Annotated in this window: 25 protein-coding genes; 12 read left to right on the top strand and 13 right to left on the bottom strand. The window is 66.4% G+C overall.

From position 1 onward, the window contains the following. Positions 1–9: 9 nt before the first annotated feature. The gene (locus ACILR9_RS19125) at positions 10–963 is read left to right on the top strand and encodes a threonine dehydratase (protein WP_395711548.1); all 954 of its coding nucleotides are present in this window, start codon (positions 10–12) and stop codon (positions 961–963) included. Here ACILR9_RS19125 and ACILR9_RS19120 read toward each other — a convergent pair. From ACILR9_RS19120 to ACILR9_RS19110, 3 genes are all read right to left on the bottom strand, one after another. Then, on the bottom strand, positions 939–2087 hold the full coding sequence (locus ACILR9_RS19120) for a GNAT family N-acetyltransferase (protein ID WP_395711547.1): 1149 nt from the start codon (positions 2085–2087) through the stop codon (positions 939–941). The two genes, ACILR9_RS19125 and ACILR9_RS19120, sit on opposite strands and share 25 nt — an antisense overlap. A gap of 10 nt (positions 2088–2097) precedes the next feature. After that, the gene (locus tag ACILR9_RS19115) at positions 2098–2916 is read right to left on the bottom strand and encodes a methyltransferase domain-containing protein (protein WP_395711546.1); all 819 of its coding nucleotides are present in this window, start codon (positions 2914–2916) and stop codon (positions 2098–2100) included. 128 nt (positions 2917–3044) lie between these two features. After that, entirely contained in the window at positions 3045–3518 is a 474-nt protein-coding gene (locus ACILR9_RS19110; protein WP_395711545.1) for an Lrp/AsnC family transcriptional regulator, read from the bottom strand. 112 nt (positions 3519–3630) lie between these two features. Between ACILR9_RS19110 and phhA the strand changes: the two genes are divergently transcribed. Then, positions 3631–4380, top strand: a complete 750-nt coding sequence (gene phhA, locus ACILR9_RS19105; RefSeq protein WP_395711544.1) for a phenylalanine 4-monooxygenase — start codon at positions 3631–3633, stop codon at positions 4378–4380. A gap of 60 nt (positions 4381–4440) precedes the next feature. Here phhA and ACILR9_RS19100 read toward each other — a convergent pair whose 3' ends face one another. After that, a complete protein-coding gene (locus ACILR9_RS19100; RefSeq protein WP_395711543.1) occupies positions 4441–6537 on the bottom strand; it encodes an acetate--CoA ligase family protein in 2097 nt (698 codons plus the stop codon). A gap of 187 nt (positions 6538–6724) precedes the next feature. Here ACILR9_RS19100 and ACILR9_RS19095 point away from each other — a divergent pair, with 187 nt between their 5' ends. Further along, positions 6725–7129 carry a RidA family protein gene (locus ACILR9_RS19095; protein WP_395711542.1) on the top strand — a complete coding sequence of 135 codons (405 nt, stop codon included), beginning with the start codon at positions 6725–6727 and terminating at the stop codon, positions 7127–7129. 4 nt (positions 7130–7133) lie between these two features. After that, positions 7134–8090: a cation diffusion facilitator family transporter gene (locus ACILR9_RS19090; protein ID WP_395711541.1), complete on the top strand. Its 957-nt coding sequence runs from the start codon at positions 7134–7136 to the stop codon at positions 8088–8090. A gap of 130 nt (positions 8091–8220) precedes the next feature. On the opposite strand, the gene ACILR9_RS19085 is transcribed toward ACILR9_RS19090, so the two are convergent. The 7 genes from ACILR9_RS19085 to ACILR9_RS19055 form a co-directional block, all read right to left on the bottom strand. After that, entirely contained in the window at positions 8221–9180 is a 960-nt protein-coding gene (locus ACILR9_RS19085; RefSeq protein WP_395711540.1) for a tripartite tricarboxylate transporter substrate binding protein, read from the bottom strand. A gap of 24 nt (positions 9181–9204) precedes the next feature. Continuing rightward, positions 9205–10116 carry an oxaloacetate decarboxylase gene (locus ACILR9_RS19080; protein WP_395711539.1) on the bottom strand — a complete coding sequence of 304 codons (912 nt, stop codon included), beginning with the start codon at positions 10114–10116 and terminating at the stop codon, positions 9205–9207. 10 nt (positions 10117–10126) lie between these two features. Then, the gene (locus tag ACILR9_RS19075; protein WP_395711538.1) at positions 10127–11434 is read right to left on the bottom strand and encodes a TRAP transporter large permease; all 1308 of its coding nucleotides are present in this window, start codon (positions 11432–11434) and stop codon (positions 10127–10129) included. Next, positions 11431–11925 (bottom strand): TRAP transporter small permease subunit, encoded by a 495-nt coding sequence (locus ACILR9_RS19070; RefSeq protein WP_395711537.1) that lies wholly within the window; start codon positions 11923–11925, stop codon positions 11431–11433. The genes ACILR9_RS19075 and ACILR9_RS19070 overlap by 4 nt, the downstream gene beginning before the upstream one ends. Next, positions 11925–12917: a TRAP transporter substrate-binding protein DctP gene (gene dctP / locus ACILR9_RS19065; RefSeq protein WP_395711536.1), complete on the bottom strand. Its 993-nt coding sequence runs from the start codon at positions 12915–12917 to the stop codon at positions 11925–11927. The genes ACILR9_RS19070 and dctP overlap by 1 nt, the downstream gene beginning before the upstream one ends. Positions 12918–13136: 219 nt before the next feature. Continuing rightward, entirely contained in the window at positions 13137–13508 is a 372-nt protein-coding gene (locus tag ACILR9_RS19060) for an AAA family ATPase (RefSeq protein WP_395711535.1), read from the bottom strand. 359 nt (positions 13509–13867) lie between these two features. After that, positions 13868–15268 (bottom strand): aspartate aminotransferase family protein, encoded by a 1401-nt coding sequence (locus ACILR9_RS19055; RefSeq protein WP_395711534.1) that lies wholly within the window; start codon positions 15266–15268, stop codon positions 13868–13870. A 98-nt stretch (positions 15269–15366) separates the two neighbouring features. On the opposite strand from ACILR9_RS19055, the gene ACILR9_RS19050 reads away from it, so the two are divergent. Genes ACILR9_RS19050 through ACILR9_RS19030 form a run of 5 tightly spaced genes read left to right on the top strand, consistent with a single transcriptional unit; the run spans position 15367 to position 19305 of the window. Further along, positions 15367–16545, top strand: a complete 1179-nt coding sequence (locus tag ACILR9_RS19050; protein ID WP_395711533.1) for a pyridoxal-phosphate-dependent aminotransferase family protein — start codon at positions 15367–15369, stop codon at positions 16543–16545. 45 nt (positions 16546–16590) lie between these two features. Next, the gene (locus ACILR9_RS19045) at positions 16591–17331 is read left to right on the top strand and encodes a carbonic anhydrase (protein ID WP_395711532.1); all 741 of its coding nucleotides are present in this window, start codon (positions 16591–16593) and stop codon (positions 17329–17331) included. A 16-nt stretch (positions 17332–17347) separates the two neighbouring features. Further along, positions 17348–18127 (top strand): enoyl-CoA hydratase/isomerase family protein, encoded by a 780-nt coding sequence (locus ACILR9_RS19040; protein ID WP_395711531.1) that lies wholly within the window; start codon positions 17348–17350, stop codon positions 18125–18127. Positions 18128–18150: 23 nt separating this feature from the next. Continuing rightward, entirely contained in the window at positions 18151–18552 is a 402-nt protein-coding gene (locus ACILR9_RS19035) for a hypothetical protein (protein ID WP_395711530.1), read from the top strand. A gap of 48 nt (positions 18553–18600) precedes the next feature. Then, positions 18601–19305 (top strand): TIGR02281 family clan AA aspartic protease, encoded by a 705-nt coding sequence (locus ACILR9_RS19030; RefSeq protein WP_395711529.1) that lies wholly within the window; start codon positions 18601–18603, stop codon positions 19303–19305. 94 nt (positions 19306–19399) lie between these two features. Here the strand turns inward: ACILR9_RS19030 and ACILR9_RS19025 are convergent, their stop codons facing one another. Then, positions 19400–20143 carry a 2-keto-4-pentenoate hydratase gene (locus tag ACILR9_RS19025; protein WP_395711528.1) on the bottom strand — a complete coding sequence of 248 codons (744 nt, stop codon included), beginning with the start codon at positions 20141–20143 and terminating at the stop codon, positions 19400–19402. A gap of 39 nt (positions 20144–20182) precedes the next feature. Between ACILR9_RS19025 and ACILR9_RS19020 the strand changes: the two genes are divergently transcribed. Beyond that, positions 20183–21364 carry an amidohydrolase family protein gene (locus ACILR9_RS19020; protein WP_395711527.1) on the top strand — a complete coding sequence of 394 codons (1182 nt, stop codon included), beginning with the start codon at positions 20183–20185 and terminating at the stop codon, positions 21362–21364. Next, positions 21361–22191 (top strand): enoyl-CoA hydratase, encoded by an 831-nt coding sequence (locus tag ACILR9_RS19015; RefSeq protein ID WP_395711526.1) that lies wholly within the window; start codon positions 21361–21363, stop codon positions 22189–22191. The genes ACILR9_RS19020 and ACILR9_RS19015 overlap by 4 nt, the downstream gene beginning before the upstream one ends. 169 nt (positions 22192–22360) lie before the next feature. Here ACILR9_RS19015 and ACILR9_RS19010 read toward each other — a convergent pair whose 3' ends face one another. Further along, positions 22361–22624, bottom strand: a complete 264-nt coding sequence (locus ACILR9_RS19010) for a glutathione binding-like protein (protein WP_395711525.1) — start codon at positions 22622–22624, stop codon at positions 22361–22363. Here ACILR9_RS19010 and ACILR9_RS19005 point away from each other — a divergent pair. Continuing rightward, positions 22623–23402 carry a restriction endonuclease gene (locus ACILR9_RS19005; protein ID WP_395711524.1) on the top strand — a complete coding sequence of 260 codons (780 nt, stop codon included), beginning with the start codon at positions 22623–22625 and terminating at the stop codon, positions 23400–23402. The two genes, ACILR9_RS19010 and ACILR9_RS19005, sit on opposite strands and share 2 nt — an antisense overlap. The last annotated feature ends 9 nt before the right edge of the window (positions 23403–23411 follow it).

Here is a 23411-nt window from a genome sequence, read left to right as displayed (position 1 = left end):
AGTGGCGCGATGTTGTCTCTATCGGAAATCGAGCGCGCGGCCGCCATCGTCTATGCCGCCATGCCGCCAACCGCGCAATATGCCTGGCCGTTGCTGGCGCGGCGCACCGGCTGCGAGGCCTGGGTGAAGCACGAGAACCACACGCCGATCGGCGCCTTCAAGGTGCGCGGCGGCCTGGTCTACATGGACCGGTTGCGGCACGCGACGCCGGGATCGAAGGGCGTGATCAGCGCCACGCGCGGCAATCACGGCCAGAGCATCGCCCTCGCGGCAGCCCGCGTCGGCATTCCTGCCACCATCGTCGTGCCGCTCGGCAATTCAGTGGAGAAGAATGCCGCCATGCGCGCCTTCGGTGCCGAGCTGGTCGAGGCGGGACACGATTTCGACGCCGCGCGCGATGTCGCGGTCCAACTTGCCGGCGAGCGCGGCCTCGACATGGTGCCGTCGTTCCATCGCGATCTGGTGTCCGGCGTGGCGACCTACGCCTACGAGCTGTTCCGCGCCGCGCCGCCGATCGACACGGTTTATGTGCCGATCGGCCTCGGCTCGGGCATCTGCGGCACCATCGCCATGCGCGATGCGCTCAGCCCCGCGACCAGGGTGGTGGGCGTGGTCTCGACCGAGGCGCCGGCCTATGCGTTGTCGTTCGCCGCCGGCAAGGTCGTGCCGACCAACAGCGCCGACACGATGGCCGACGGCATGGCGGTGCGCGGGCCGCACGAGGAAGCGCTGGCGGTGATCCTGAAGGGCGCCGACCGCATCGTGCAAGTGAGTGATGCCGAGGTCATGGCGGCCATGCGCGCCTACTACGAGGATACCCACCAGCTCACCGAGGGCGCCGGCGCGGCGGCGCTGGCCGCCCTGTTGCAGGAACGCGAGCGCATGAAGGGCAAACGGGTCGCGCTGGTCCTGAGCGGAGCCAATATCGACCGGCCGCTCTATCGGTCGGTGCTCGAAGGCTGACCAAGCCTGGCCCGCAGCCTTGCCGGGACGAAGCGTCCCAACCCGAGCTTGAAACGGGCTCGCTTGACGGCAGCCTTGGCATGCAGAAAGAGAAACAACGGCCAGCCGCAGGCACCCGTCAGAACCTGGAACGACGCGATATCGCGCCGGCGCCTGGCCCACACCAACTTGAACGATTGGTCGCCCAGCCGGAAATCGTAGTCGAGCCCGCGCTCCAGGGCCCAGCGCAGACATTCCTCGTTGATGATGTTGCCGACCGAAAAGCGGCTGTAACGCTCGTCGTAGGTCGCGATGAGCGATTCCACGCGCGTGCCGTCGACGATGTTGAACTGCGCTGCCACCAGGACACCGTCGAGGGTGAGAACGAACAGACCGATGCGGCCCAGCGGCAGCGGGCTCGAGGCGAGCGCAACCAGGAAGTCGCGGTAGTCGGAGCGCTGCAGCCATGCGTTCGCGAGCTTGCGTCGCCCCAGCCAGCGTCTCTTGTGGTCGAGGATCCAGTCAACCAGCCCGACTGCCTGGTCCATGCCGAGCTCGGAGAAGCTTACGCAGCCATGGTCGGCGAGCCGGCGCCGCTTGCGCCGCAGTTCGGCGCGGTGTTGAGCACTGACCGACGACTCATAGCTTTTCCAGCTCGGATAGTCGCCGTGCGCAACCCATATGGCTTGGGACGTTGCCGAAGCGAAGACTGGCCGGGTCTGCCGGTGAAGCAGCACGCTCAAGGCCGAGCCCACGGGCAGGTACGGCAGCATGACGATATCGGAATGCCGAATAGCGGCCTGCCACAGCGCCAACAGCCAGGCATCGTGGTCGGCTCCCGGCTCGACGAGGGGCGCACAATATTCGGTCGCTTCCGGGCCGAGCGGTCGGACGATCCGTGCCCCCAATTCGCGATAGGCGACCAGCGGCCAAACAGCGACCAGCCGCCCCTCGGAGCGCAGGGCGACGCCCGCCAGCTTGCGGCCGCGTGGTCGGGCGATGACCTGCCAGGCCACCTCGGCCCATCGATGCGTTTGCGACAACAGGCAACCCGGGCAGCGCCGGGCCAGGGCGTTCCACTCATCGCCAAGGACCATCAGGTCGTCCGCCGAGCGGATCGACAGATACTCCAGCGCAATCACCACCGACCTACCATCAAAGACGCTTGAACAGGAATCCGGCTCCCGTCGTATCTTCAGGTGCGCCCTTGTAGGGCACGACGCCCCACGACATCACCTCGCGCTCGAGGGCAAATCCACAGCCCTTGAAATGCTCGATCAGCTCGTCGCGATTGAGCACATGCGAATAGAAGTCGCCCTGATAGCCCTGGCTGCGCAGGCGCTGGACGACGACGTAGCTTGCGACGCGACGAACGATCGGCTGGCAATTGATGAGCAGCCAGCCACGGGCCGCCGCAGCGAGCCGGGTGGCGATCAACTTCCAGTCCTCGACGTAATGCATCGAGCCGTTGGCCACCACGACGTCATAGGAACGTGCAAAGCAGGCATCGTCGGAGGACACGAACTCGACGCCCGGATTGAGCTCGGCGCCGAGGCGGCAGTTCGTCTCCATTTCCTTGACGACATAGTCGAACGTCACCTCGGGCAGCAACCGACGCGCGACCAGGCCGTAGTGTCCCAGCGCCCCACCCCAATCGAGGACCGACAAGCGATCGCGCCGATGCGCGGCCCGCGCCAGAACGAAGAGGAAGGTGAAAAGCATGTTGTGCGCCGTGAGGTCGGGCTGTTCCGACTTGTACGGCAGCATCGACAATGCCTCCGCCCCCGCGATCCGGTCGGCGATGGTCGGCCAGTTGCGGCGCATGGCCGCCTCGGTCGTTGCGTCGTCCCATCCTTCCTGCAGGTCGCGTGGCCATCGCGGCCCGAAATAGACGCGCTCCGCCGGTCGCATCCTGTCGACCAGTTCGGGCACCAAACCGGGCAGCAGCAGACGCAGCAGCCTCTTGATCCTCATTTCGCTCGTTGCACCGACATTGAGTTCCTCACTTCTCAAAGACCGATCGGGCCGTTGCAAGTGAAAAGCGGTAGACGCCCACGTCCTCGACTTCATCGACCACAACGGCAAGCGTTAGACCGCGATGGTCAGCGCGACAGGACCGGCGCCCAGGCGAGATCGCTCTTCACCGCCTGCATGATGAAGGACGAACGGGTGCCGCGAACACCGGGCATGCGCAGCAGGGCCTTCAGGGCGAACTCGCTGAAGGCCGCGAGATCGGGCGTCTGCACCATCAGCAGGAAATCCATGTCGCCGGTCACCGCATAGCAGGCGACCACCTCGGTGCGCGCCCGGATCGCCGCCTCGAACGCCTCGACGGTCTTCTCGGAATGATCGTCGAGCGTCACCTGGACCAGCGCCTGCAGGCCGAGGCCCAGCGCCCCGGGCGAGATCAGGGCGGCATAGCGGGTGATGACCCCCGCCTCCTCCAGCCGCCTGACGCGCCGCTGGCAGGGTGTTGCGGACAAACCGACCTTTTCGGCCAGGTCGACGATCGGCAGGCGGCCGTCGGCCTGCAGCGCGGCCACAATACGTCTGTCTATGTCATCCAGCTCATTCATAGAGAATATCACTGATTGTTCATAAATTAGTGGATGATATCCCCAAAACTGGACTGCCGAGAGCCGATCTTTGCCGGGATTCACTCCACCCCCCGACACTATATACGGGAGCATGAACGCGCACCCGTTCGAGACCCTGCGAGGCGACTACGCGACCATGACCGCCGACTGGACGGTGGTCCAGCAGATCGACCGCTACAGCGGCGAGGATCAGGCGGTGTGGCGCCTGCTGGCCGAGCGCCAGACGGTGCTGGCGCGGCGGCATGCCTGTCACGAGTTCATCGACGGGCTGGAGATGCTCGGCATCGCTGACACCATCCCCGACTTCGACGCTGTCAACGCCAGGCTGGAGCCGTTGACCGGCTGGCGCGTCGTCGGGGTGCCGGGGCTCATTCCGGACGCCGTCTTCTACGAGCATCTGGCGCATCGGCGATTTCCGGTGACGGTCTGGATCCGCACCCGCGCCGAGCTCGACTATCTGGTCGAGCCCGACCTGTTCCACGATTTCTTCGGACACGTGCCGCTGCTCGGCAATCCGGTGTTCGCCGACTACATGCAGCTCTACGGCAAGCGCGGGGTCGAGGCCGGCGCTTCGATCGATCTGCTCGCTCGCCTCTACTGGTACACGGTCGAGTTCGGCCTGATCCGCACCGCCGACGGTCTGAAGGCCTATGGTGCCGGCATCCTGTCGTCCGCCGCCGAGGTCAGGCATGCGATCGAGGACACCACGGTGGAGCGGCTCGCGTTCGCGGCCGCCACGGTGATGCGCCGGCCCTACGAGATCGACAAGCTGCAGAACACCTACTTCGTGCTCGACGATTTCCGCCAGCTGTTCGAGGCGGCGCAGACGCGGCTGGCGTAGCGATCATCGCTCATCTCATTTTCTTCCCCAGCTTCGCTGGGGAGGGGAATGAGAAGAGCGTCATGGGCGCAGCACGATCAAACCATCCACCGCAACGACGCCCTCGCCGTCGCGCTTGACCAGCAGCGGGTTGATCTCGGCGTCGGAGACGGCAGCGAAGACTTCGTGCGCGAGCGTCGAGAAGGCGGCGACGGTGCGCGCCAATGCTGAAACATCACCGCGCGGCAGGTTGCGGTAGCCGCGCAGGATGGCGAACCCCTTCACCTCCTCGATCATCTGCCGCGCCTCGTTCTCGTCGACCGGGGCAAGCCGCGTGGCGGCGTCCTTGTAGAGCTCGGCCAGCACCCCGCCCAGGCCGACGGTCACGGTCGGCCCGACCAGCGGATCACGCCGGAAGCCCAGGATCACCTCGGCCAGACCGCGCTCCATCTTCTGCACCAGGAAGCCCTCGAGCCGCGCCTGAGAGTTGTGCGCGCGCACCCGCCGCTCCATGTCGCGCGCGGCGGCGGCGGCATGCTGGCCATCCGGCAGGCCCAGCGCCACACCGCCAGCCTCGGTCTTGTGGGCGATGTCGGCCGACAGGATTTTCAGCGCAACCGGACCGCCGATCTCGTCGACGGCGGCAGCGATCCGCCGGGCATCGGCGACCGCGATTGCCTTGGCCATCGGCACTCCCAGCGCTGCGAACAGCGCAGCCGCGCGCCGCTCGTCGAAGCCCGCGCGGCGACCGTCCTCGAGCGCCTCGCGCGCGGCCGCGCTCGGCTTGGACAATTCTGGGACAGGCTGCGGTGTCGGCCGCAGCAGGCAGACAGCCATCGCCTCGGCGCAGGACTCCGGATGACGGAACACCGGCACACCGGCCGCGGTCAGCAACGCCACCGACTTCTCCGCCGATGGCGTGAGCGACACGGCGAACGGCTTGACCGAGCGAGCAAATTTCAGCAGCGGCTCGACGGCGAGCTCGGGATTGAACTGCGCCGACGAGCCGACGACGAAGATCACCGCATCGTTGCCGTCGTCGGCCAGCAGGCGATCGATGGTGCCGGCGACGATCTCGGGCTTGGCGCCGGCCAGGGTGAGATCGACCAGCCTGCCCTCGCCCGCCGCGATGCCGAGCGGCTTCAGCCAGTCGACCAGCTCCCGCGGCGGGCCCACGATGTCGAGCCCGGCCACCGCCATGTTGTCGACCACCATGGCGGCACCGCCGCCCGTCGTGGCGGCGACGGCAACGCGTTTGCCGCGCGCCTTGGGCCGATCGACCAGCAGCGCCGGCACGTCGACCAGCGATTCGAACATCGACACGCGCGCGATGCCATGCCGATGGCAGAAGGCGTCGAACGTCGCATCGGAACCGGCGATCGCGCCGGTGTGCGACTTCGCCAGCTCCTGGCCGATCTCGGACCGGCCGAGCTTGTAGGCGACCATCGGCTTGCCGGCGGCGTGAGCGCGGCGCGCCGCGCGGGCCAGCCGCTCGCCGTCACGCAGGGTCTCCATGAACAGCAGGATGGCGTCGCTGGCCGGATCGTCGACCAGCAGGTCGGCGATCTCGCCGACCGCGAGATCGACCTCGTTGCCGACGGAGATCAGGCGTGAAAATCCGATGCCGCGCGCATCGGCGCGCGACAGCAGCGCGCCGATCAGGCTGCCGCTCTGGCTGACGACGGCCCAACGGCCCTTGCGCAGATGCTCGACCGCGAACGCGGCGTTGGCCGTCAGCGCGACCGGCGGATCGGTGCTCACCGTACCGATGCTGTTGGGCCCGACCAGGCGGATGCCGGTGTCGCGCACGATGCGTACGAGGCCGTCCTGCATCGAGGCGCCCGACGCCCCGGCATCGGCGAAGCCACCGGCCAGGATCGAGGCCACCTTCACGCCGCGCTTGCCGCACGCCGCCAGCGCGTCGACGGCGCCACGGCCATTGAGCAGGATATAGGCATGATCGATGTCGCCCGGCACGGCATCGAGACTGGCGTAGGCCACCTCGCCCAGGATCTCGCGGCGCGACGGATTGATCGGCAGGATCTCGCCGGCAAATCCATGCTTGCGCAGAAAGCGCTGCGGGCGCGATGTCGTCTTGGTGACGTCGGCCGAGGCGCCGATCAGGGCGATGCGCCGGGGTGCGAACAGGGCGTCGAACAGCGTCTTGGGATCGTTCATCAGCCGAGTATACTCGGCGTATGCCGTCCCGCCGTAGCATCATTGCCGCCGTTCCCGTCATCGCCGCCCTGCCCGCGCGCGCCCAGGCCTGGCCGTCGAAGACGCCGGTCGTGAAAGCTTCCGGCGCCAGGCCGGAGTAAGGAACCGTAACAGAATATTCGCTTCAGAGTCCGACATTGGAGGGACCATGACCATCAAGCGCGTGACATCTCCTGCCGCTCCCGAACCGCCGCCCGAGCGCTGGTCCAATTGCCTGCTGGTCGACGGCATCGCCTATGTCTCGGGCATGGTGGCGCGCGGCGACGACGTCAAGGCGCTGGCCGGCATGGACGAGTACGAGCAGGCCAAGGTGATCTTCGGCAAGATCAAGGGCCTGATCGAAGCGGCCGGCGGCACAATGGCCGACGTCGTCAAGATCATCGTCTACGTCGTCGACATCAAGAACAACGTCAAGGTTTGGGCGGCGCGCCGCGAGTTCTTCACCGGCAACTTCCCGACCTCGACCCTGGTCGAGGTGCGTGCGCTGGCCTCGCCGGAGATCCTGGTCGAGATCGAGGCGATCGCACACATCGGCAAGGGCAACTGCGCCTAGCACCGTGTCCGACAAGCACGATCACAAGGACCATGGCCATGGCCATGGTCATGCGCATGGCCATGGAGGTCACAGCCACGGCCCGGCCAACTACAACACCGCCTTCGCTTTCGGCATCGGGCTGAACCTCGTCTTCGTCGTCGCCGAAGCGGCGTTCGGCTTCCTGGTCAACTCGCTCGCCCTGGTGGCCGATGCGGCGCACAACCTGTCCGACGTCGCGGGCTTGGTGCTGGCGTGGGGCGGCGCCTGGCTCGCCCAGCGCCGGCCGACGGCGCGCCGCACCTACGGGTTCCGGCGCGCCTCCATCCTCGCCGCCGTCGCCAACGCCACGCTGCTCATGGTCGCGGTCGGCGGCATCCTGGTCGAATCGGTGCAGCGCTTCCGCTTCCCCGAGCCGGTCGCCAGCAACACCGTGATCTGGGTGGCGACGCTGGGCATCGTCATCAATGGCGTCACCGCGCTGATGTTCATGCGCGGCCGCGAGAACGACATCAACATCCGTGGTGCCTTCCTGCATCTGGCCGGCGATGCCGCGGTGTCGCTCGGCGTGGTGATCTCGGCGCTGATCGCCCAAGCCACAGGATGGCTGTGGCTCGACCCGGCGACCGGCATCGGCATCTCGCTCGCCATCCTGTACAGCGCCTGGGGACTGGGACGCGATTCCTTCAACCTCGCCTTCGACATGACGCCGCCGGGCATCGACCCCGACGCGGTCAAGCGCTATCTCGGCGGCCTGCCCGGCGTGGTCGACGTCCACGATCTCCACATCTGGCCGATGAGCACGACCGAGACGGCACTCACCGCCCATCTGGTGCGGCCGGGCGCTGCGGTCGACGACGCCTTGCTGGCGCAAGCCAGCAGCGAGCTCGAGAAGAAATTCGGCATCCAGCACGCGACGCTGCAGATCGAGGCGGGAGACCCGGCGCATCCCTGCCGGCTCGCGCCGGCGGATGTGGTGTAGGACTGCCAAAAGCTACCTTATCTTGTCATCCTGAGCGAAGCGAAGGATCTCATCGCCAGAAGTTTCCGTAGTCATTCTTGGCGAACGGCGATGAGGTCCTTCACTTCGTTCAGGATGACATGAAAGATCGTCAATCGAGCTTCACGCCGACCCGCGTGACGAGCGCCTGCCCCTTGGCGATCTCGGTGTGCAGGATGGCGGCGAAGTCGGCCGGGGTGTTGAGGACGATCTCCGAGCCGTCGCTGCCCAAGGCATCGCGAAAGGCCGGGTCCTTCGGCGCCTCGGCCAGGGGCGCGTAGAGTCGGGCCACGATCTCGGCTGGCGTTCCGGCAGGCGCGGCAAGCGCCAACCAGCCGTCCAGGGCGAAGCCGTCGGGCAATGCCTCGAGCAGGGTCGGCACGTCGGGCATCACCCTGGCGCGCTTGACACTGGTGACAGCGAGCGGGCGCAAGGTGCCCTGCTGGGCCGGCCGGAATGCCGTCGGCATGGTCGGAAAGCCGACATCGATCTGATTGCCAATCAAGCCAAGGAGGATGTCCGGCGCGCCTTTGTAGGGCACGTGCACGTAGTCGATGCCAGTGGCGACGCGAAACGCCTCGGCCGACAGGTGCGCCAGGCTGCCGACGCCGCCCGAGCCATAATTCAGCTTGCCCGGTTTCGTCTTGGCCAGCGCCACGAACTCGGCGGCGCTCTTCACCGGCAACGACGGCGGCACCACCATCAGCGACGGGATGCGCGTGATCATGGTGATCGGCACGAAATCCTTGGCGACGTCGTAATTCACCTTTGTGTAGAGAAACCGGCTGATCGCATGGCTGTTGGTCAGCAGCATCAGCGTGTAACCGTCGGGCGCGGCGCGGGCGGCGACCTCGGCGCCGATGTTGCCGGCGGCGCCCGGCTTGTTCTCGACCACGAATTGCTGGCCGAGGCTCGCCGTCAGCCGCTGGGCGACCTGCCGAGCAGCGACGTCGGGCGCGCTGCCGGCGATGAACGGTACGACGATGCGCACCGGCTTGTCGGGATACTGCGCCTGGGCCGCATCGGCCGTCAGCAGCACCAGGAACGCAGCAATCGAGGCGAGCCAGCGCATATCAGGTCTCCCGTTGGCGACGCATCAGCTCTGGAAGCGCTTTTCCAGCGTCTGCCAGCGCTCGTTCTCGAACAGCGACCAGAGCTGGCCGTGATCGAGCATCTGGTTGGCCATGGCGGCGGTGTTGCCGGTAGCTTTGAGCGAGCCCAGCAGATCCTGGCCGGCACGGGCAAACAGGCGGGTCAGCGAATTGGGATAGATCGCCACCTTGAAGCCGAGCCGCTCGAGCTCGGGAAACGGCAGCACCGGCGTGCGGCCGCCTTCGACCATGTTGGCGAGGCACGGCGCGCCGAGCCGTTTGGGCACCTCCGCGAGCTCGGCTTCTCCGGGCGGCGCTTCGACGAACAGGATGTCGGCACCGGCCTCGCGATAGCGCGCCGCCCGCTCGAGCGCCGCCTCGAAGCCTTCCGAGGCGATCGCATCGGTGCGCGCCACGATCAGCACGTCGGCGTCGACGCGGGCATCGGCCGCCGCCTTGATGCGCTGCTCCATCTCGCTCGACGACGCGACCCGACGGCCAGGCTCATGGCCGCATTTCTTCGGCCATTCCTGATCCTCGAGCTGGATGGCGCTGACACCGGCGCGCTCGAACTCGCGCACGGTGCGGATGACGTTGAGCGGGCCGCCATAGCCGGTATCGGCATCGGCGATGACCGGAATCGCCACCGCGTCGCAGATGCGGCGCACGCGATCGAGAATCTCGCCGAAGCTCAGCGCACCCATATCGGGCGCCCCAAGAGCGCTCATCGAGACGCCGGAGCCGGTGACGTAGAGCGCCTCGAAGCCCGCGACCTCGACCAGGCGGGCCGTGATGCAGTCGTAGGCGCCCGGCGCCACGACGATGCCCGGCGCGGCAAGCCGTCGACGCAGGGCACGATGCCGGCCGGGCACGTCCTTGAGGCCGGTCGGATAGGCGACGTGACGGTCGGATGTCATGACGGTTCACTCATGAAGGGCCACTCATGTGATGCGGCAGCCAGAGTGCGATCTCCGGCCAAAATACCAGCATGACCAGCAGCACGAACATCAGCAGATGGAACGGGATGGTGCCCCAGACGATGTCGGACAGCTTGCCGTCCCAGATGCTCTGGATGACGAACAGGTTGATGCCGATCGGCGGCGAGATCTGACCCAGCTCGATGAACAGCACCAGGATGATGCCGAACCACACCGGGTCGATGCCGTATTTCAGCAGGACCGGGTAGAGCAGCGGCACGGTGACCACGATCATCCCGAGGCTTTCGACCAGGCAGCCGAGAACCGTGTAGAGCACGAACAGCGCGAAGAAGAACTCGAGACGCGACAGCTTCAGCTCGACCAGCCAGCTGGTCAGCGCCTCGCCGACGCCGGCCACGCTGATGGCGTAGGAGAATACGAAGGCGACATAGACGATCAGCAGGATGTTGCCGCTGATCATCACCGACGACGTCATCGCCGTCTTAAGCTCGTTCCAGCCTAGCCGGCCCCAGATCGACGACACGACGAGGGCCGCCAGGCAGCCGACCGCGGCGGCCTCGGTGGGCGTCGCCCAGCCGAAATAGAGGCTGCCCATGGTGCCGCCGATGACCACGACGAAGGGCACAAGGTCGGCCAGCGCCGAGACGAACTCGCCGAGGCTCTGTGGTCCGCGCTCGCGCGGCGCGATCTCCGGGCGCAGCAGGGCATGCACCAGGACGTAGGACATGAACAAGCCGGTCAGCACCAGACCGGGCACGATTCCAGCCATGAACAGGCGCGACACCGAGGTCTCGGTGAAGGTGCCGTAGACGATCATGGCGATCGAGGGCGGGATCAGGATGCCCAACGTGCCGCCGGCAGCCAGCGAGCCGGTGGAAAGCCGCCGGTCGTAGCCGCGCTGCAGCAGTTGCGGCAGGGCCACGGTGCCGATGGCGGCGGCGGTGGCGACCGACGAGCCGGAGATCGCCGCGAACAGGGCGCAGCCGGCGATATTGGTCTGCAGCAGGCCGCCCGGCACGACGCAGACGAGCTTGCTGAGGCCACGATAGATCCGGAAGCTCAAGCCGGAGTGCTGCATGATCTCGGCCATCAGGATGAACAGCGGGATCGCGGTCAGCGCGAAGCTGTTCATCGAGCCCCAGCTCATCAGCCCGATGCCCTTGAGTGCCGGCACGCCACCATGCAGCAGCAGGTAGACGATTGCCGGGACGCCGATGGCGAAGGGGATAGCCATGCCCGCGGCCAGCAGGCCGAGGAAGATCGCCAGGACGATGAAGATCTCGAGGCCGCCGCTCACGACACCACCTTGCGGACATCGTCGACGATCGCCTTGCCGAGCATGATCAGCAGCATGGTCGCGCCGACGATCATCACCGATTCGGGAATCCACAGCGGCGTCGCCAGCACCGTGCTGGCCATCGCCTCGCGCCGGTAGGAGCTTATGACGAACTGGATGAAGTACCAGTTGGTGAGTGCCACGTAGGCGAAGGAAAGAATGTCGAAGACCAGGTTCGAGATCGCCCTGCCGTGCGGCCCGAGCCGCATCTGCACCATCTCCACGCGGTGGAAGGCACCGCGGCTCTGGCACAAGGCGAGGCTCAGGAACGAGATGCCGACCAGCAGGTAGCCGACCAGCTCGTCGCTATGCTCCGTGGTGAGATTGAAGACGCCGCGCACCACGACCTCGGCCAGGATCAGAACGACCATGCCGATCATGCAGAAGGCCGAGGTCCACAGGCTCACCCGCTCGATCGGGCCGAGCGGTTGGCCGTCCGCAGGACCGGACATCAGCGCCCCAGCACCTCGCGCACCTTCTTCAGCGCTTCCTGCGTTTCCGCGCCCTTGGTCTTGGCCCAATCGTCCCAGTAGCTCGCCATGCGCTCGGCGCCGAGCTTGATCTCGGCCGGCGTGGCCGTGGTCTGGACCATGCCCTCGGCCTTGCGCTTGGCCTTCTCCTCGCTTTCCTCGTCGGCCAGCATCCTGGTGATCTTGGGCGACAGGTCGACCACCGCCTTGGTGAGCACGTCGCGATAGTTGGCCGGCAGCTTGGCGTAGGCCTCCTTGTTGGCGATGACGTTGCCTTCGAAGTAGTTGAGAGGAATCTCGTAGCAGTATTTCAGCAGGTCCTTCCAGATCTTGCCGCCGCCGGCATTGGCGGTCAGCACGCCATCGACCACGCCGCGCTCCAGCGCCGACGGCACCTCGGGCGCACCGACCGTGAGCCCGTTGGCGCCGAAGCGCTTCAGGAACTCGATCTGCTCGGGCGAGGTGGCGCGGATCTTCTGGCCCTTGAGCTCGTCGAGCGAGGTGAGCTTCTTGCTCGACCAGGCGATCTGCACCGGGAAGTAGTAGGTCGACAGCAGCACGGCGCCGCGCTTGTCGTAGGCGCGTTCGACATAGGGCTTCATGATCGCCAGCACCTTCTCGAATTCCTGGGCGTTGGTGATTAGCATGGGCAGGCGCAGGATGCCGGTGATCGGCACGTTGCCCTGCTGGAAACCGTCGTCGGCGAGCTGGACGACGTTATCGCCCACCGCGGTGGTGATGTCGGTGACCTTGATCGAGAGCGACCCGCCCAGGTGATACTTGATCTGGAAACCGCTGCTGGTCTCCTTGGCGATGCGCTCGATGATCTCCTGGAACACGCGCGCCGGCGCCAGGGTAGCCGCCGGCACGTAGCTGTAGGCCAGCCAGTTCACGGTCGACTGGGCGCGCAAGCCCGCCGGTGCAGCGATGGTGCTCGCAGCCAGCGTGGCAAAGGTGTGACGACGCGTGATCATGCTGTCCTCCCGATCGATCCTGGCTTGCTCTCCTCCATCGGGAGATGACCCAAAGCTTAGACCTGCCTCGGCAGGATTGTCAGGCACGCCAACGGAGACCTTCCGCCTAACGGCATCGACTTGGTGCGGATGAAATCCTGGCGCCACTTGAAGCTCAGTTCGTCATCATCGGCCAGGAAGCTCCGGGGAAAGCCTCCTCGCACCCACAGAGTGTCGAGATCAGCTCGCGACACTTCCAGCGCGTCGAAGGGGCGCAAGCTCGAGATAGGAGATGCGGCCCGCCAGCGTCTCGCCGGACTGCTTCAGAAGGTCGATGGCCGCCGAGCCAAGCAGCAGGAACCGGCCCGCCTTCTTGCCGCTTCTGCGTCCGCGATCGATGACGCCGCGCAACGTTCGAAAGAGTTCCGGCGCGCGATGCACTTCATCCAGGATGGCCAGCTCGCTGTCATGATCTGCGAAGTATCTATCCGGGTCGGAAAGCCGGGCTCGATCCGGAACGGACTCGAGGTCCAGGTAGACCGAGCGGCGGTCCCCGGCGATCTCCAGGGCAAGCGTCGTCTTCCCGACTTGTCGAGGTCCGAGCAGGCCCACGGCGGGGTAGCGATTGAGCGCGAGGGGTCATGAGAGTCGTTGCTCATGGCTCATGACCCCTCCGTCGGCGAAGACGCCGACACCTCCCCAGCAGAGCTGGGGAGACCCCCAGCACGCCGGCGCGCACCACGATGCTGAGAAAATCGGGGCGGTGCCCGCCCCGATTTTCATAGGAGGAAAATGAGAAGGTCGGCGGAGAAGTCATTCCTCATCCTCCTCCCCAACTTCGTTGGGGAGGTGTCCGCGTCATCGCGGACGGAGGGGTCGAAAGCCCCAATCGCGCTGCTCATGACCCCTCCGCCCCGTATGACGGGGCACCTCCCCAACGAAGTTGGGGAGGGAGATGAGAGGCGAATCGACTACGCCGCCTTGACTTCGCGCTCCGCCTTCAGCGCGCGTACGGTCTGGCGCAGCGCATGCACCGTCTTCTCGATCTCCGCGCCGCCATGGGTCGCCGAGACGAAGCCGCCGGGAGCGCCCATGACGTCGACGCCGTGACTCATCAGGCCCATGCGGATCTTGCCGGTGAGCGGGCCGGAGCGCGCGCCCTTCAACTTGGCGAAGCCCAGCTTCAACGGGTCGAAGGTCGCGGGGTCGACCTTCTCGCCGGTCGGGTTCGGATAGATCAGGAAGGTCGAGGACTGGCCGTAGATGCCCCACGGCACGCTTTCCTGAACCAGCACCTCGCGCAACGCATCGCGCAGCTCGGCAGCCGTGCGGTTGGCCTTCTCGGCGAGATCCTCGTCGCGCACCAGCGACAGCGCCGTCACCGCTGCCGCGGCCGACAGCGGGTTGGCGTTGTAGGTGCCAGGATGGGCGATCTTGTCGCGCTTCTTCGCCGCCGAGGCGGCATGGTCGATCTGGTCGAGGATCTCGCGCTTGCCGGCGACCGCGCCGCCCGGCAGGCCGCCGGCCACGATCTTGGCCAGGATGCAGAGGTCCGGCGTGACGCCCAGCGCCTTCTGCGCGCCGCCCGACGACCAGCGAAAGCCGGTGATGACCTCGTCCATCAGCATGACGATGCCGCGCTTGGCCGTGACGTCGCGGATCGCCTGGGCGAAGCCCGCCGGCAGCGGCACCTGGCCCCACGAGGCGCCGGACGGCTCGAACATCACCACGGCGATGTCGTCGCGGCTCTCGAGCAGGCGCACCACGGCGCCGACATCGTCGGTCGGCATCAGGATCGACAGGTCGGTGACGCTCTGCGCTACGCCGGGCGGCGAGGAGCCGTCGTAGTTCGAGGTGGCGCCGGCGGCGACCGCGTCGTGCCAGCCGTGGAAATGGCCGACGAAACGCACGATCTTGTCCTTGCCGGTATGCGCACGCGCCAGGCGGATAGCCATGTGCGAGGCTTCGGTGCCCGATGCCGTGAAGCGCACCTTCTCGGCCGACGGGATCAGCTCGCACACCAGCTCGGCCCAGCGCACCTCGAGCTCGTGGCTCGAGCCGTAATGCGTGCCGAGCTCGATCTGGCGCTTCACCGCCTCGATGATGGCGGGATGGGAATGACCCAGCAGCATGGCGCCGTGGCCGCCGAAATAGTCGACGTACTCGTTGCCGTCGACGTCCCACTTGCGCGGGCCGCTGGCCCGAGAGACATGAATCGAATAGGGGTCGAGATAGCGGGCGTCGTGCGTGATGCCGCTCGGCAGCACCTTGCGGGCACGCTCGAACAGGGCGCCCGAGCCGCCGGTCCGGGCGCGATAATCGGCCACGATGGCGGAATTGGTTCCGGTCGAATCGGTCTTGTCTGCGGTCATTTGCCCTCATCCAACTAATGCCGGAGCATCGCAAGCCTCGCTTGCTTCGCCAAGAGGCAGGAGACTATGTTCGCGCCCTTCGCAAACCGGAGCATTTCGTGAACGCCAAGCCTCGCGGACGCCAGTTCTTCAACAATCCCGGCCCGACCAACATCCCGGACCGCGTGCTGCGGGCGATGGACCGCCCGGTGATCGATTTCATGTCGGACGAGTTCGTGGCCATCCAGCATGCCTGCCATGCCGGCGTGAAGCGGGTGCTGAAGACCGACCAGACGCTCTACTTCTACAATTCGAGCGGTCACGGGGCCTGGGAAGCCGCTCTCGCCAACCTGTTCTCGGCTGGCGACAAGGTGCTGATCGTCGAGACCGGCTACTTCTCCCAGAGCTGGGAGGAGATGGCGGTCAATCTCGGCATCATCGTCGAGACCTTCGCCGCCGATTGGCGCAAGGGCGCCGACATCACCAGGCTCGCCGAGCGCATCGCCGCGGACAAGGCGCACGAGATCAAGGCGGTGCTCACGGTCCACAACGAGACGGCGACGGGCATGGTGCTGCCGGTGGCGGAAATCCGCCGCGCCCTCGACCAGGCGCGGCACCCTGCCCTGCTGCTGTCCGACACCATCTCCTCGCTGGGCTCGATCGACTACCGCATGGACGCCTGGGGCGTCGACGTCACGGTGGGCGGCAGCCAGAAGGGCCTGATGCTGCCGACCGGTATGGCGCTGACCGGCGTCAGCAACAAGGCGCTCGATACGGCGCGCAAGAACAAGGCGCCGCGCCATTACTGGAACTGGGAGCTGATGAACGGCCGCGCGCCGCAGAAATTCATGGGCACCGCGCCGGTGCACATGTTCTTCGGCCTGCAGGAATCGCTCAAGATGCTGGAGGAAGAAGGCCTCGACGGCGTGTTCCAGCGCCATACGCGCCTGGCCGAGGCGACCCGTGCGGCAGTGCGCCAGTGGGGCAGCGACGGCAAGGGGCCGCAGCTCTACTGCCAGGCGACCGACCGGCTCTCCAATTCGGTGACCGCCGTGGTGATGCCCGAGGGCACCAGTTCCGATCCGCTGCGCAAGGTGGCGATCGACCGCTACAACCTGTCGCTGGGTGGCGGCCTCGGCCCGCTGATGGGCAAGGTGTTCCGCATCGGCCATATGGGCGATCTCAACGAGCCGATGCTGCTGGGCTGCCTCGCCACCACCGAGCTGGCGATGAAGACGGCGGGCGTTCCCTTCGTGAAGGGCGGCGTCGATGCGGCAATAGAGTCGCTCGCTGGCTAGGCGCCGCGTCTGGACGGAGAGGGGGGAGCATCGCTACATCCTCTCATGGCGCTGGGCAGACTGCTTCAAGGCTTTGCCGACTTCCGGCTGGGCTATTATCGCAACCACCTCGACCTGTTCGAGCGGCTGGCAAACGAAGGCCAGTCGCCGAAGATCCTGATCATCGGCTGCGCCGATGCCCGGGTCGATCCGGGAATCCTGACCCAGACCAAGCCAGGCGACATCTTCACGGTGCGCAATGTCGGCGCCCTGGTCCCGCCGGCGCAATTGCCGCCCGACCAGCGCCATCACGGCACCTCGGCCGCCATCGAGTTCGCCGTACGCGGCCTCGAGGTCGAGCATGTCGTGGTGCTGGGCCATGCGCTGTGCGGCGGCATGGCCGCCCTGGTCGACGGCAGCAACAGCGAGTTCGCCCGGTTCGACTATCTCTCGACCTGGACCAGCATCGCCCGTGAGGTGCGGGACGAGGTGGTGCAGGCGCTCGACGGCCAGCCCCGAGAGCAGGTTCTGCGGGCGGTCGAGCAGGCAGCCGTGGTCAACAGCATCCGCAACCTGCTTGGTTTCCCGTGGCTCGCCGAGCGTGTCGCGGCGGGCAAGGTGGTGCTGCACGCCTGGTGGTTCAACCTGACTGAAGGACAACTCTATGCCTTCGAGCCCGACTCGGCCCGCTTCAAGCCGGTGCTGGGCGTCGAGCTCGCGCCCGCGGTCGGGCAGGCAACGCCGCTCTCCGCGATCGCGCCAGCCCGACTGGTCGCGGCGCTCGCCGGCAAGCCGCCGGCGTTCTAGGTCTCAGGAAAGCGCCATGACCGAAGAGCTGCTTTACGAGACCCGCGGCGAGGCGGGCTGGATCACCTTCAACCGGCCGGCCCAGCGCAATGCCCTCACCTTCGCCATGTATGAAGGCGTGGCCGAGATCTGCAGCAGGGTCGACCGAACCAAGGAGGTCAAGGCCCTGGTGATCACGGGCGCCGGCGAGAAGGCGTTCGCCGCCGGCACCGACATCGCCCAGTTCCTCGACTTTCGCGACGGCGAGGACGGCATCGCCTACGAGCGCAAGATGGATCGCACCCTCGATGTCATCGAGCGGTGTGCCGTACCGACGGTGGCCGCCGTCGCCGGCTTCTGCACCGGCGGCGGGGCGGCGATCGCGGCGGTCTGCGACTTCCGGATCGCGACCGCGAACGCCCAGTTCGGCTTTCCGATCGCCCGCACCCTCGGCAACTGCCTGTCGCTTGCCAACTATGCCCGTCTGGCAGCCCTGATCGGCCCGCAGCGGGTCAAGGAGATGATCCTGCTGGCCCGGCTGTTCGACGCCCCGACCGCCCTCCAGGTCGGGCTGGTGAGCGAGGTCCTGACCGACGTCCAAGCGCTGCACGCCCGTGCCGGCGAGCTTGCCGCCACCCTCGCCGGCCATGCGCCCTTGACGATGCAGGTCACCAAGGAGGCGCTGCGCCGCCTGCAAGCAAGGATGGCAGAAGACAATATCGACGACCTGATCCGGTTGGCTTACGGTAGCGCCGATTTCCGCGACGGCAGGACGGCTTTCCTGGGCAAACGGGCGCCGAGATGGACGGGTACCTGAGCGGCCAGTTGAGGAGGAATCGAATGTATCGTGTCGTGACCATGGCTACCGTGATGGCCCTGAGCGTCGGCTTGGCCGCCTGCGAGACCAAGCAGGAGAGGGTCGCCAACAAGGAGGACATGCTGGCCGCCGCCGGCTTCAAGTTCGTGCCGGCCAACACGCCGGCCCGCCAGGCCTCGTTCAAGCAGCTGCCGCCCTACAAATTCTCGCGCCAGATCCGCAACGGCCAGGTCTTCTATGTCTACGCCGATCCAACGGTCTGCGTGTGCGTCTATGTCGGCGACCAGACGGCTTACGGCACCTTTCGCAAGAACATGTTCGACAAGCAGGTCGCTGACGAGCAGCTGATGGCCGCCCAGACCATGGAAATGTACGACTGGGATTGGGGTCCCTGGGGCGGCTGGCCTTACGGCTGGTACTACTAGCGAACGGACGGCCCAGCCGCTTCCCAGCACAAGCCCGGCTTGAAGAGCATGAAGATCCTCCTGCCGGTGGCGGTGATCGCCACCGTGCTGGCGGTGCTCGCGGGGTTCGCGAGCAGCCAGCAGATGGATGGCGGTGGCGATCCCCAGCAGCTGATCGCGCAGTGGCAGGCGACCGACGCCACCTGTCGCAATCCGCAGACTTCCGCGATCGCAGCCATCGGTGCCTGCGAGCAGCGTGACGTCTTCTCCAAGCTGCTGACCTTGCAGCGCTACTGCCATCGGCCGTCGGAGAGCACGGCCAACGCCGGATGGGCGCCGTGCGGCCCCGACGCCGCCGCGCTCCAGGCGGCGGCCCGCACCACTGCCCAGTTCCAGCGCATGGGCGGGGTGTTCCTGTTGCCCGCCACGGTCAACGGTTCGTCCAACGTCTATTTCATCGTCGATTCGGGCGCGACCAACGTGCAGATTCCCGAGGACATCGCCGAGCAGATGAAACAGGCCGGCACGCTCACCGACGCCGACTTCCTCGGCCAGCGCCGCTTCATCCTGGCCGACGGCAGCGGTGTCAACCAGCGCATTTTCCGCCTGCGCAATCTCAAGATCGGCAACCGCTCGATGGAGAACGTGCTGGCCGCGCTCAGCGCCCCGCGCAGCCGGCCCTTGCTGGGCCAAAGCTTCCTGCGCCGCCTCGAATGGTGGAAGATCGACAACGTCAAGAACTCGATCGAGTTCGAGTTCACGGGGGCGTTTTAGATCTCATCGCGGGGAGGGCGCCACGCCTGTGGCGCTCATGGGCTTTGAGATCAACAAGAAGAGCACCTCTGGAGTGGCGCGGTCCCAGTGAAGATCAGAACGTCGCCTCCACGGCGCCAAGTCCCGCGAACTCCCCGCGCGCGCGGGCGCCCGGCGGAAAATAGCGCAGTCCGGTCCAGGATCCCGTCGTGATCGCCTGGCCGGCGCGGATGCCGCCGCGCTGGCGAACGGCGTGGTCGATCATCCAGGCCAGCGGCCGCACCGGGTCGACGGCGCCGAGCCCGCCCTTCTGGTCGAGCACGACGCCGCTGTCGATCACGAGCTTCACCTGGAGGTTGGGCCAATCCAGGCCGCGCCAGCTGGCGATCGGATCACCGACCACCAGCGCATGGTTCATCTGGTTGTCGGCCAGCAGCCATTCCGGATCGGCTTCGCGAAAATTGGCGAGCCGCGTGTCGACCACTTCCATTCCGACGAAGGCATTGCCGACGGCGGCCAGCGCCTCGTCGCGGCCGACCGGCGCGCTGCGCGCCGCGATGTCCTTGGCGATATGGAACGAGATCTCGATCTCGACACCGATCATGTGCATCGCCCTGCCGTCGAAACGCGCCGGCGACGGCACCAATGCTCCGGCCAGCAGCGGCGCCGGATTCGGTTCGGCCTCGGGTGTGCGCGCGCCGACCTTCCAGCCGGCGACCGGACCGGTGGCCGCCGCGACGCCATCCTGGATGGCATAGACCGCAGAGCGATCAGGCAACGGAAAGGGCGGCGCCACCTGCGTGCCGGACCGGCGCGCTTGAAGCAGGCTGTTCACGGCGTACGAAAGGTCAACTGTCATGCTAGGCTCGCGCAAACGACGAAGAGAACCGGAGGGACAATGCCCTACGCCAGCGGCCGCGTCATTCACGACGCCGACGCGCATATCATGGAAGTGCCGGGCTTCCTCGACCGGCATCTCGAAGCAAGGTATCGTGCCAGCGTCTCCGATGCCGTGCTGTTCCCGCGACGCGAGGGCTTTCATGGCCATCTCCGCGACGAGCACCGGGCGAGTGGCACGGCGGGCGACATCGACGAAGGTCAGATCATGCTGCGCAAGAACTGGGATGCGCTCGGCGCCTATGCCGCGCCGGACCGGCCGCGCTCGATCGACCTCCTGGGCTTCGCCAGCCAGCTCATGTTCACCACGGCCCTGCTGAACTATTCCAACGTGCTGGAAGGCGGCCGCGACGTCGACCTCGCCTATGCCGTGGCGCGCGCCCACACCCGGCACATGGTCGAATTCTGCTCGATCGATCGACGCCTGCTGCCGAGCGGCTACGTGCCGCTGATCGATTTCGATCGCACCGCACGGGCGGCGCGCGAGACCATCGAGCTTGGCGCCAAGGCGCTGCTGATCCCGTCACGCTGCCCCGACGGCCATTCGCCGAGCCATATTGGTTTCGATCCGCTGTGGGGAGCCGCCCAGGAAGCCGGCCTGCCGATCGTGTTCCATGTCGGCGGCGGCGGGAAGCTGCTGGAGGATGCGTACTTCGAGAACGGCCTGCCGCCGGTACCGGACTTCCACGGCGGCGACGACAATTTCCGCTCGATCGACTACATGGCCATCGCCTACCCGCCGATGAAGGCGCTGACCGCGCTGATCGTCGACCGCGTGCTCGACCGTTTTCCCAACCTGAAGTTCGGCGTCATCGAGCAGGGTGCTTCGTGGGTGCCGGGCTGGATGCGCAACATGGATTCCGCGCACAACGCCTTCTACAAGAACGAGGAGCGGCTGCAGAAGATGTCGCTCAGGCCCAGCGAGTTCGTGCGCCGCCAGGTCCGGGTGACGCCCTACCCGCACGAGGACGCGGGCTGGATCATCGCGAACGCCGGCGGCGAGGTCTGCCTGTTCTCCTCCGACTACCCGCACGTCGAGGGCGGCCGCAATCCGATCAAGCGCTTCGAGGCCTCGATGGAGGCGGCCGGCATCGACGAACGCCGCAGGCAGCGCTTCTACTGCGACAATTTCGTCGACCTGATGGGCGCCGGCCTTTCCTCCGACCTGCGAGTTGCCGCATGAGCTACACGACTCTTCTCACCGAACGCACCGGACCGGTGCTGAAGATCACGACCAACCGGCCGGAAGTGCTGAACGCGCAAAGCCGCATCCTGCTCGAGGAGCTCGACGACGCCTTCCTGCGCGCCGTCGACGACGAGGCGGTGCGCGTGATCATCCTGGCCGGTGCCGGCAAGCACTTTTCTGCTGGCCACGATCTCGGCAGCCCGCAGGAGATGGAGGACCAGAAGAAGACGCCGCTCGAGCCCGGCTTCAAGGGCGAGTACCGGCGGCTGTGGGAGCGCTTCTTCGAGAACACGATGCGCTGGCGCGACCTGCCCAAGCCGACCATCGCCCAGGTCCAGGGCTACTGCATCATGGGCGGCATGATGATCGCGTCGGCCTGCGACATCATCATCGCCAGCGAGGACGCCCAATTCGCCGACCGCGCGGTGAAGTGGGGCGGCTCGCACGTGCAGTATTTCTCGATGCCGTGGGATTTCGGGCCGCGCAAGACCAAGGAATATCTCTTCACCGGCGACTTCATCGGCGCTGCCGAGGCGGAGCGAGCCGGCCTGGTCAATCGCGTGGTGCCGCGGGCGAAGCTGGAAGAGGAGACGATGGCGCTCGCCCAGCGCATCGCCGAGCGCGATCCCTATGCGCTGAAGCTCGCCAAGGCGTCGGTCAACGAGACGCAGGATGCGCAAGGCTGGCGGGCAGCGATGGAGAACGCCTTCAAGAACTACATGCTGACCATCCCGCACCGCATCGAGATGGGCACCTATGGGCCGAAGGCCCGCGAAAAGGCCCCGAAGGACCGCTTCGCGGTGCTCAACGAGAAGCGGCGCTAGAGCGAGTCTCTGCAGGGGCGCTCATCTCATTCTCCTCCCCAGCAAAGCTGGGGAGGTGTCGCGTCATACGCGACGGAGGGGTCATAGGCCTCCTCACGTGACTCATGACCCCTCCGCCCCCGACTACGGGGGCACCTCCCCAAGCTACGCTTGGGGAGGAAAATGACACTCACGCCGCGCGGCGCTTGCGCTCGGCCATCTCGACGACCATCGCCTGGGCGACTGCCGGCCGGGCGAGATGCTTGGCCTGGTAGGCGGCGATCTTGGGCCACTTCTTGAGGTCGACGCCGATGAAAGCGTACCAGTTCAGCATGGTGACGAAGTAGGCGTCGGCCACGGTGAAGTGCGATCCGACCAGATAGTCGCCATCGCCGAGGCGCCGCAACGACTTGGGCGGCGCGTGGTTTCCCCACTGGTTCGACGGTGACGGCATGATCTCGGCCATCCGCTTCGACGATGCCGGCACCCACTATCGCAACCGCTTCATCACGACGGAGAACTATCGCGACGAAACGCGCGCCGGCCGGATCCGCCATCGCGGCTTCCAGCTTCTCGAAACCAATTCCCCCGCAATCAGCGTGGATACCCTTAGGCAGTACCCCGAGTTCATGGCCTTTATGGGCAAGACATCGGCGGACGGGGCGTCTCCGGAGATCCAAGCGGACGGAATACACGAGAAGGATGACACACCCGAGGAGACTCTCGAGGCGGCCTACAGTACGGTGCGCGCGTCTCTGGGTCAGCAGCTCCTGGCGACCATCATGGCGGCAACGCCGGCATTCTTCGAGGGGCTGGTGTTGGACCTGATGCTCGCGATGGGGTACGGCGGCTCGCGCGCCGACGCTGCCAGGAACGTTGCAAAGTCCGGTGACGGCGGGATCGATGGGATCATCAGCGAGGACCGGCTGGGATTGGATATCATCTACCTCCAAGCCAAGCGCTGGACGGCGTCCGTGGGTAGCGACGAGGTACGCAACTTTTCAGGCAGTTTGGACGCCCACGGCGCGCAAAAGGGGGTGTTCATCACCGCGTCCACCTTCACCGCCAGCGCCACCAAGTACGTTCATGACGTGAAGCATAAGAAGATCGTGTTGATCGATGGCGAACGGCTTTCCCAACTCATGATGGACTTCAACGTCGGCGTGTCGCCGGCCAAGACCTTTGAGGTCAAACGGATAGATCTCGAATACTTCGAGGAAGAGAGCAGGTAAACCGCACCT

It is taken from the genome of Reyranella sp., from assembly GCF_044224635.1.
Lineage (GTDB): Bacteria > Pseudomonadota > Alphaproteobacteria > Reyranellales > Reyranellaceae > Reyranella.
Note: the sequence above shows the minus strand (reverse complement) of the source record. Positions and strands in the feature narration are given on the sequence as shown.

Bases quoted from the DNA above. Each gene is read 5' to 3' on its own strand.
- ACILR9_RS19125 (WP_395711548.1), top strand. From the start codon at position 10: ATGTTGTCTCTATCGGAAATCGAGCGCGCGGCCGCCATCGTCTATGCC.
- ACILR9_RS19115 (WP_395711546.1), bottom strand. From the start codon at position 2,916: ATGAGGATCAAGAGGCTGCTGCGTCTGCTGCTGCCCGGTTTGGTGCCC.
- ACILR9_RS19110 (WP_395711545.1), bottom strand. From the start codon at position 3,518: ATGAATGAGCTGGATGACATAGACAGACGTATTGTGGCCGCGCTGCAG.
- phhA (WP_395711544.1), top strand. From the start codon at position 3,631: ATGAACGCGCACCCGTTCGAGACCCTGCGAGGCGACTACGCGACCATG.
- ACILR9_RS19100 (WP_395711543.1), bottom strand. From the start codon at position 6,537: ATGAACGATCCCAAGACGCTGTTCGACGCCCTGTTCGCACCCCGGCGC.
- ACILR9_RS19095 (WP_395711542.1), top strand. From the start codon at position 6,725: ATGACCATCAAGCGCGTGACATCTCCTGCCGCTCCCGAACCGCCGCCC.
- ACILR9_RS19085 (WP_395711540.1), bottom strand. From the start codon at position 9,180: ATGCGCTGGCTCGCCTCGATTGCTGCGTTCCTGGTGCTGCTGACGGCC.
- ACILR9_RS19080 (WP_395711539.1), bottom strand. From the start codon at position 10,116: ATGACATCCGACCGTCACGTCGCCTATCCGACCGGCCTCAAGGACGTG.
- ACILR9_RS19070 (WP_395711537.1), bottom strand. From the start codon at position 11,925: ATGTCCGGTCCTGCGGACGGCCAACCGCTCGGCCCGATCGAGCGGGTG.
- dctP (WP_395711536.1), bottom strand. From the start codon at position 12,917: ATGATCACGCGTCGTCACACCTTTGCCACGCTGGCTGCGAGCACCATC.
- ACILR9_RS19055 (WP_395711534.1), bottom strand. From the start codon at position 15,268: ATGACCGCAGACAAGACCGATTCGACCGGAACCAATTCCGCCATCGTG.
- ACILR9_RS19045 (WP_395711532.1), top strand. From the start codon at position 16,591: ATGGCGCTGGGCAGACTGCTTCAAGGCTTTGCCGACTTCCGGCTGGGC.
- ACILR9_RS19040 (WP_395711531.1), top strand. From the start codon at position 17,348: ATGACCGAAGAGCTGCTTTACGAGACCCGCGGCGAGGCGGGCTGGATC.
- ACILR9_RS19035 (WP_395711530.1), top strand. From the start codon at position 18,151: ATGTATCGTGTCGTGACCATGGCTACCGTGATGGCCCTGAGCGTCGGC.
- ACILR9_RS19030 (WP_395711529.1), top strand. From the start codon at position 18,601: ATGAAGATCCTCCTGCCGGTGGCGGTGATCGCCACCGTGCTGGCGGTG.
- ACILR9_RS19025 (WP_395711528.1), bottom strand. From the start codon at position 20,143: ATGACAGTTGACCTTTCGTACGCCGTGAACAGCCTGCTTCAAGCGCGC.
- ACILR9_RS19020 (WP_395711527.1), top strand. From the start codon at position 20,183: ATGCCCTACGCCAGCGGCCGCGTCATTCACGACGCCGACGCGCATATC.
- ACILR9_RS19015 (WP_395711526.1), top strand. From the start codon at position 21,361: ATGAGCTACACGACTCTTCTCACCGAACGCACCGGACCGGTGCTGAAG.
- ACILR9_RS19005 (WP_395711524.1), top strand. From the start codon at position 22,623: ATGATCTCGGCCATCCGCTTCGACGATGCCGGCACCCACTATCGCAAC.
- ACILR9_RS19010 (WP_395711525.1), bottom strand. From the start codon at position 22,624: ATGCCGTCACCGTCGAACCAGTGGGGAAACCACGCGCCGCCCAAGTCG.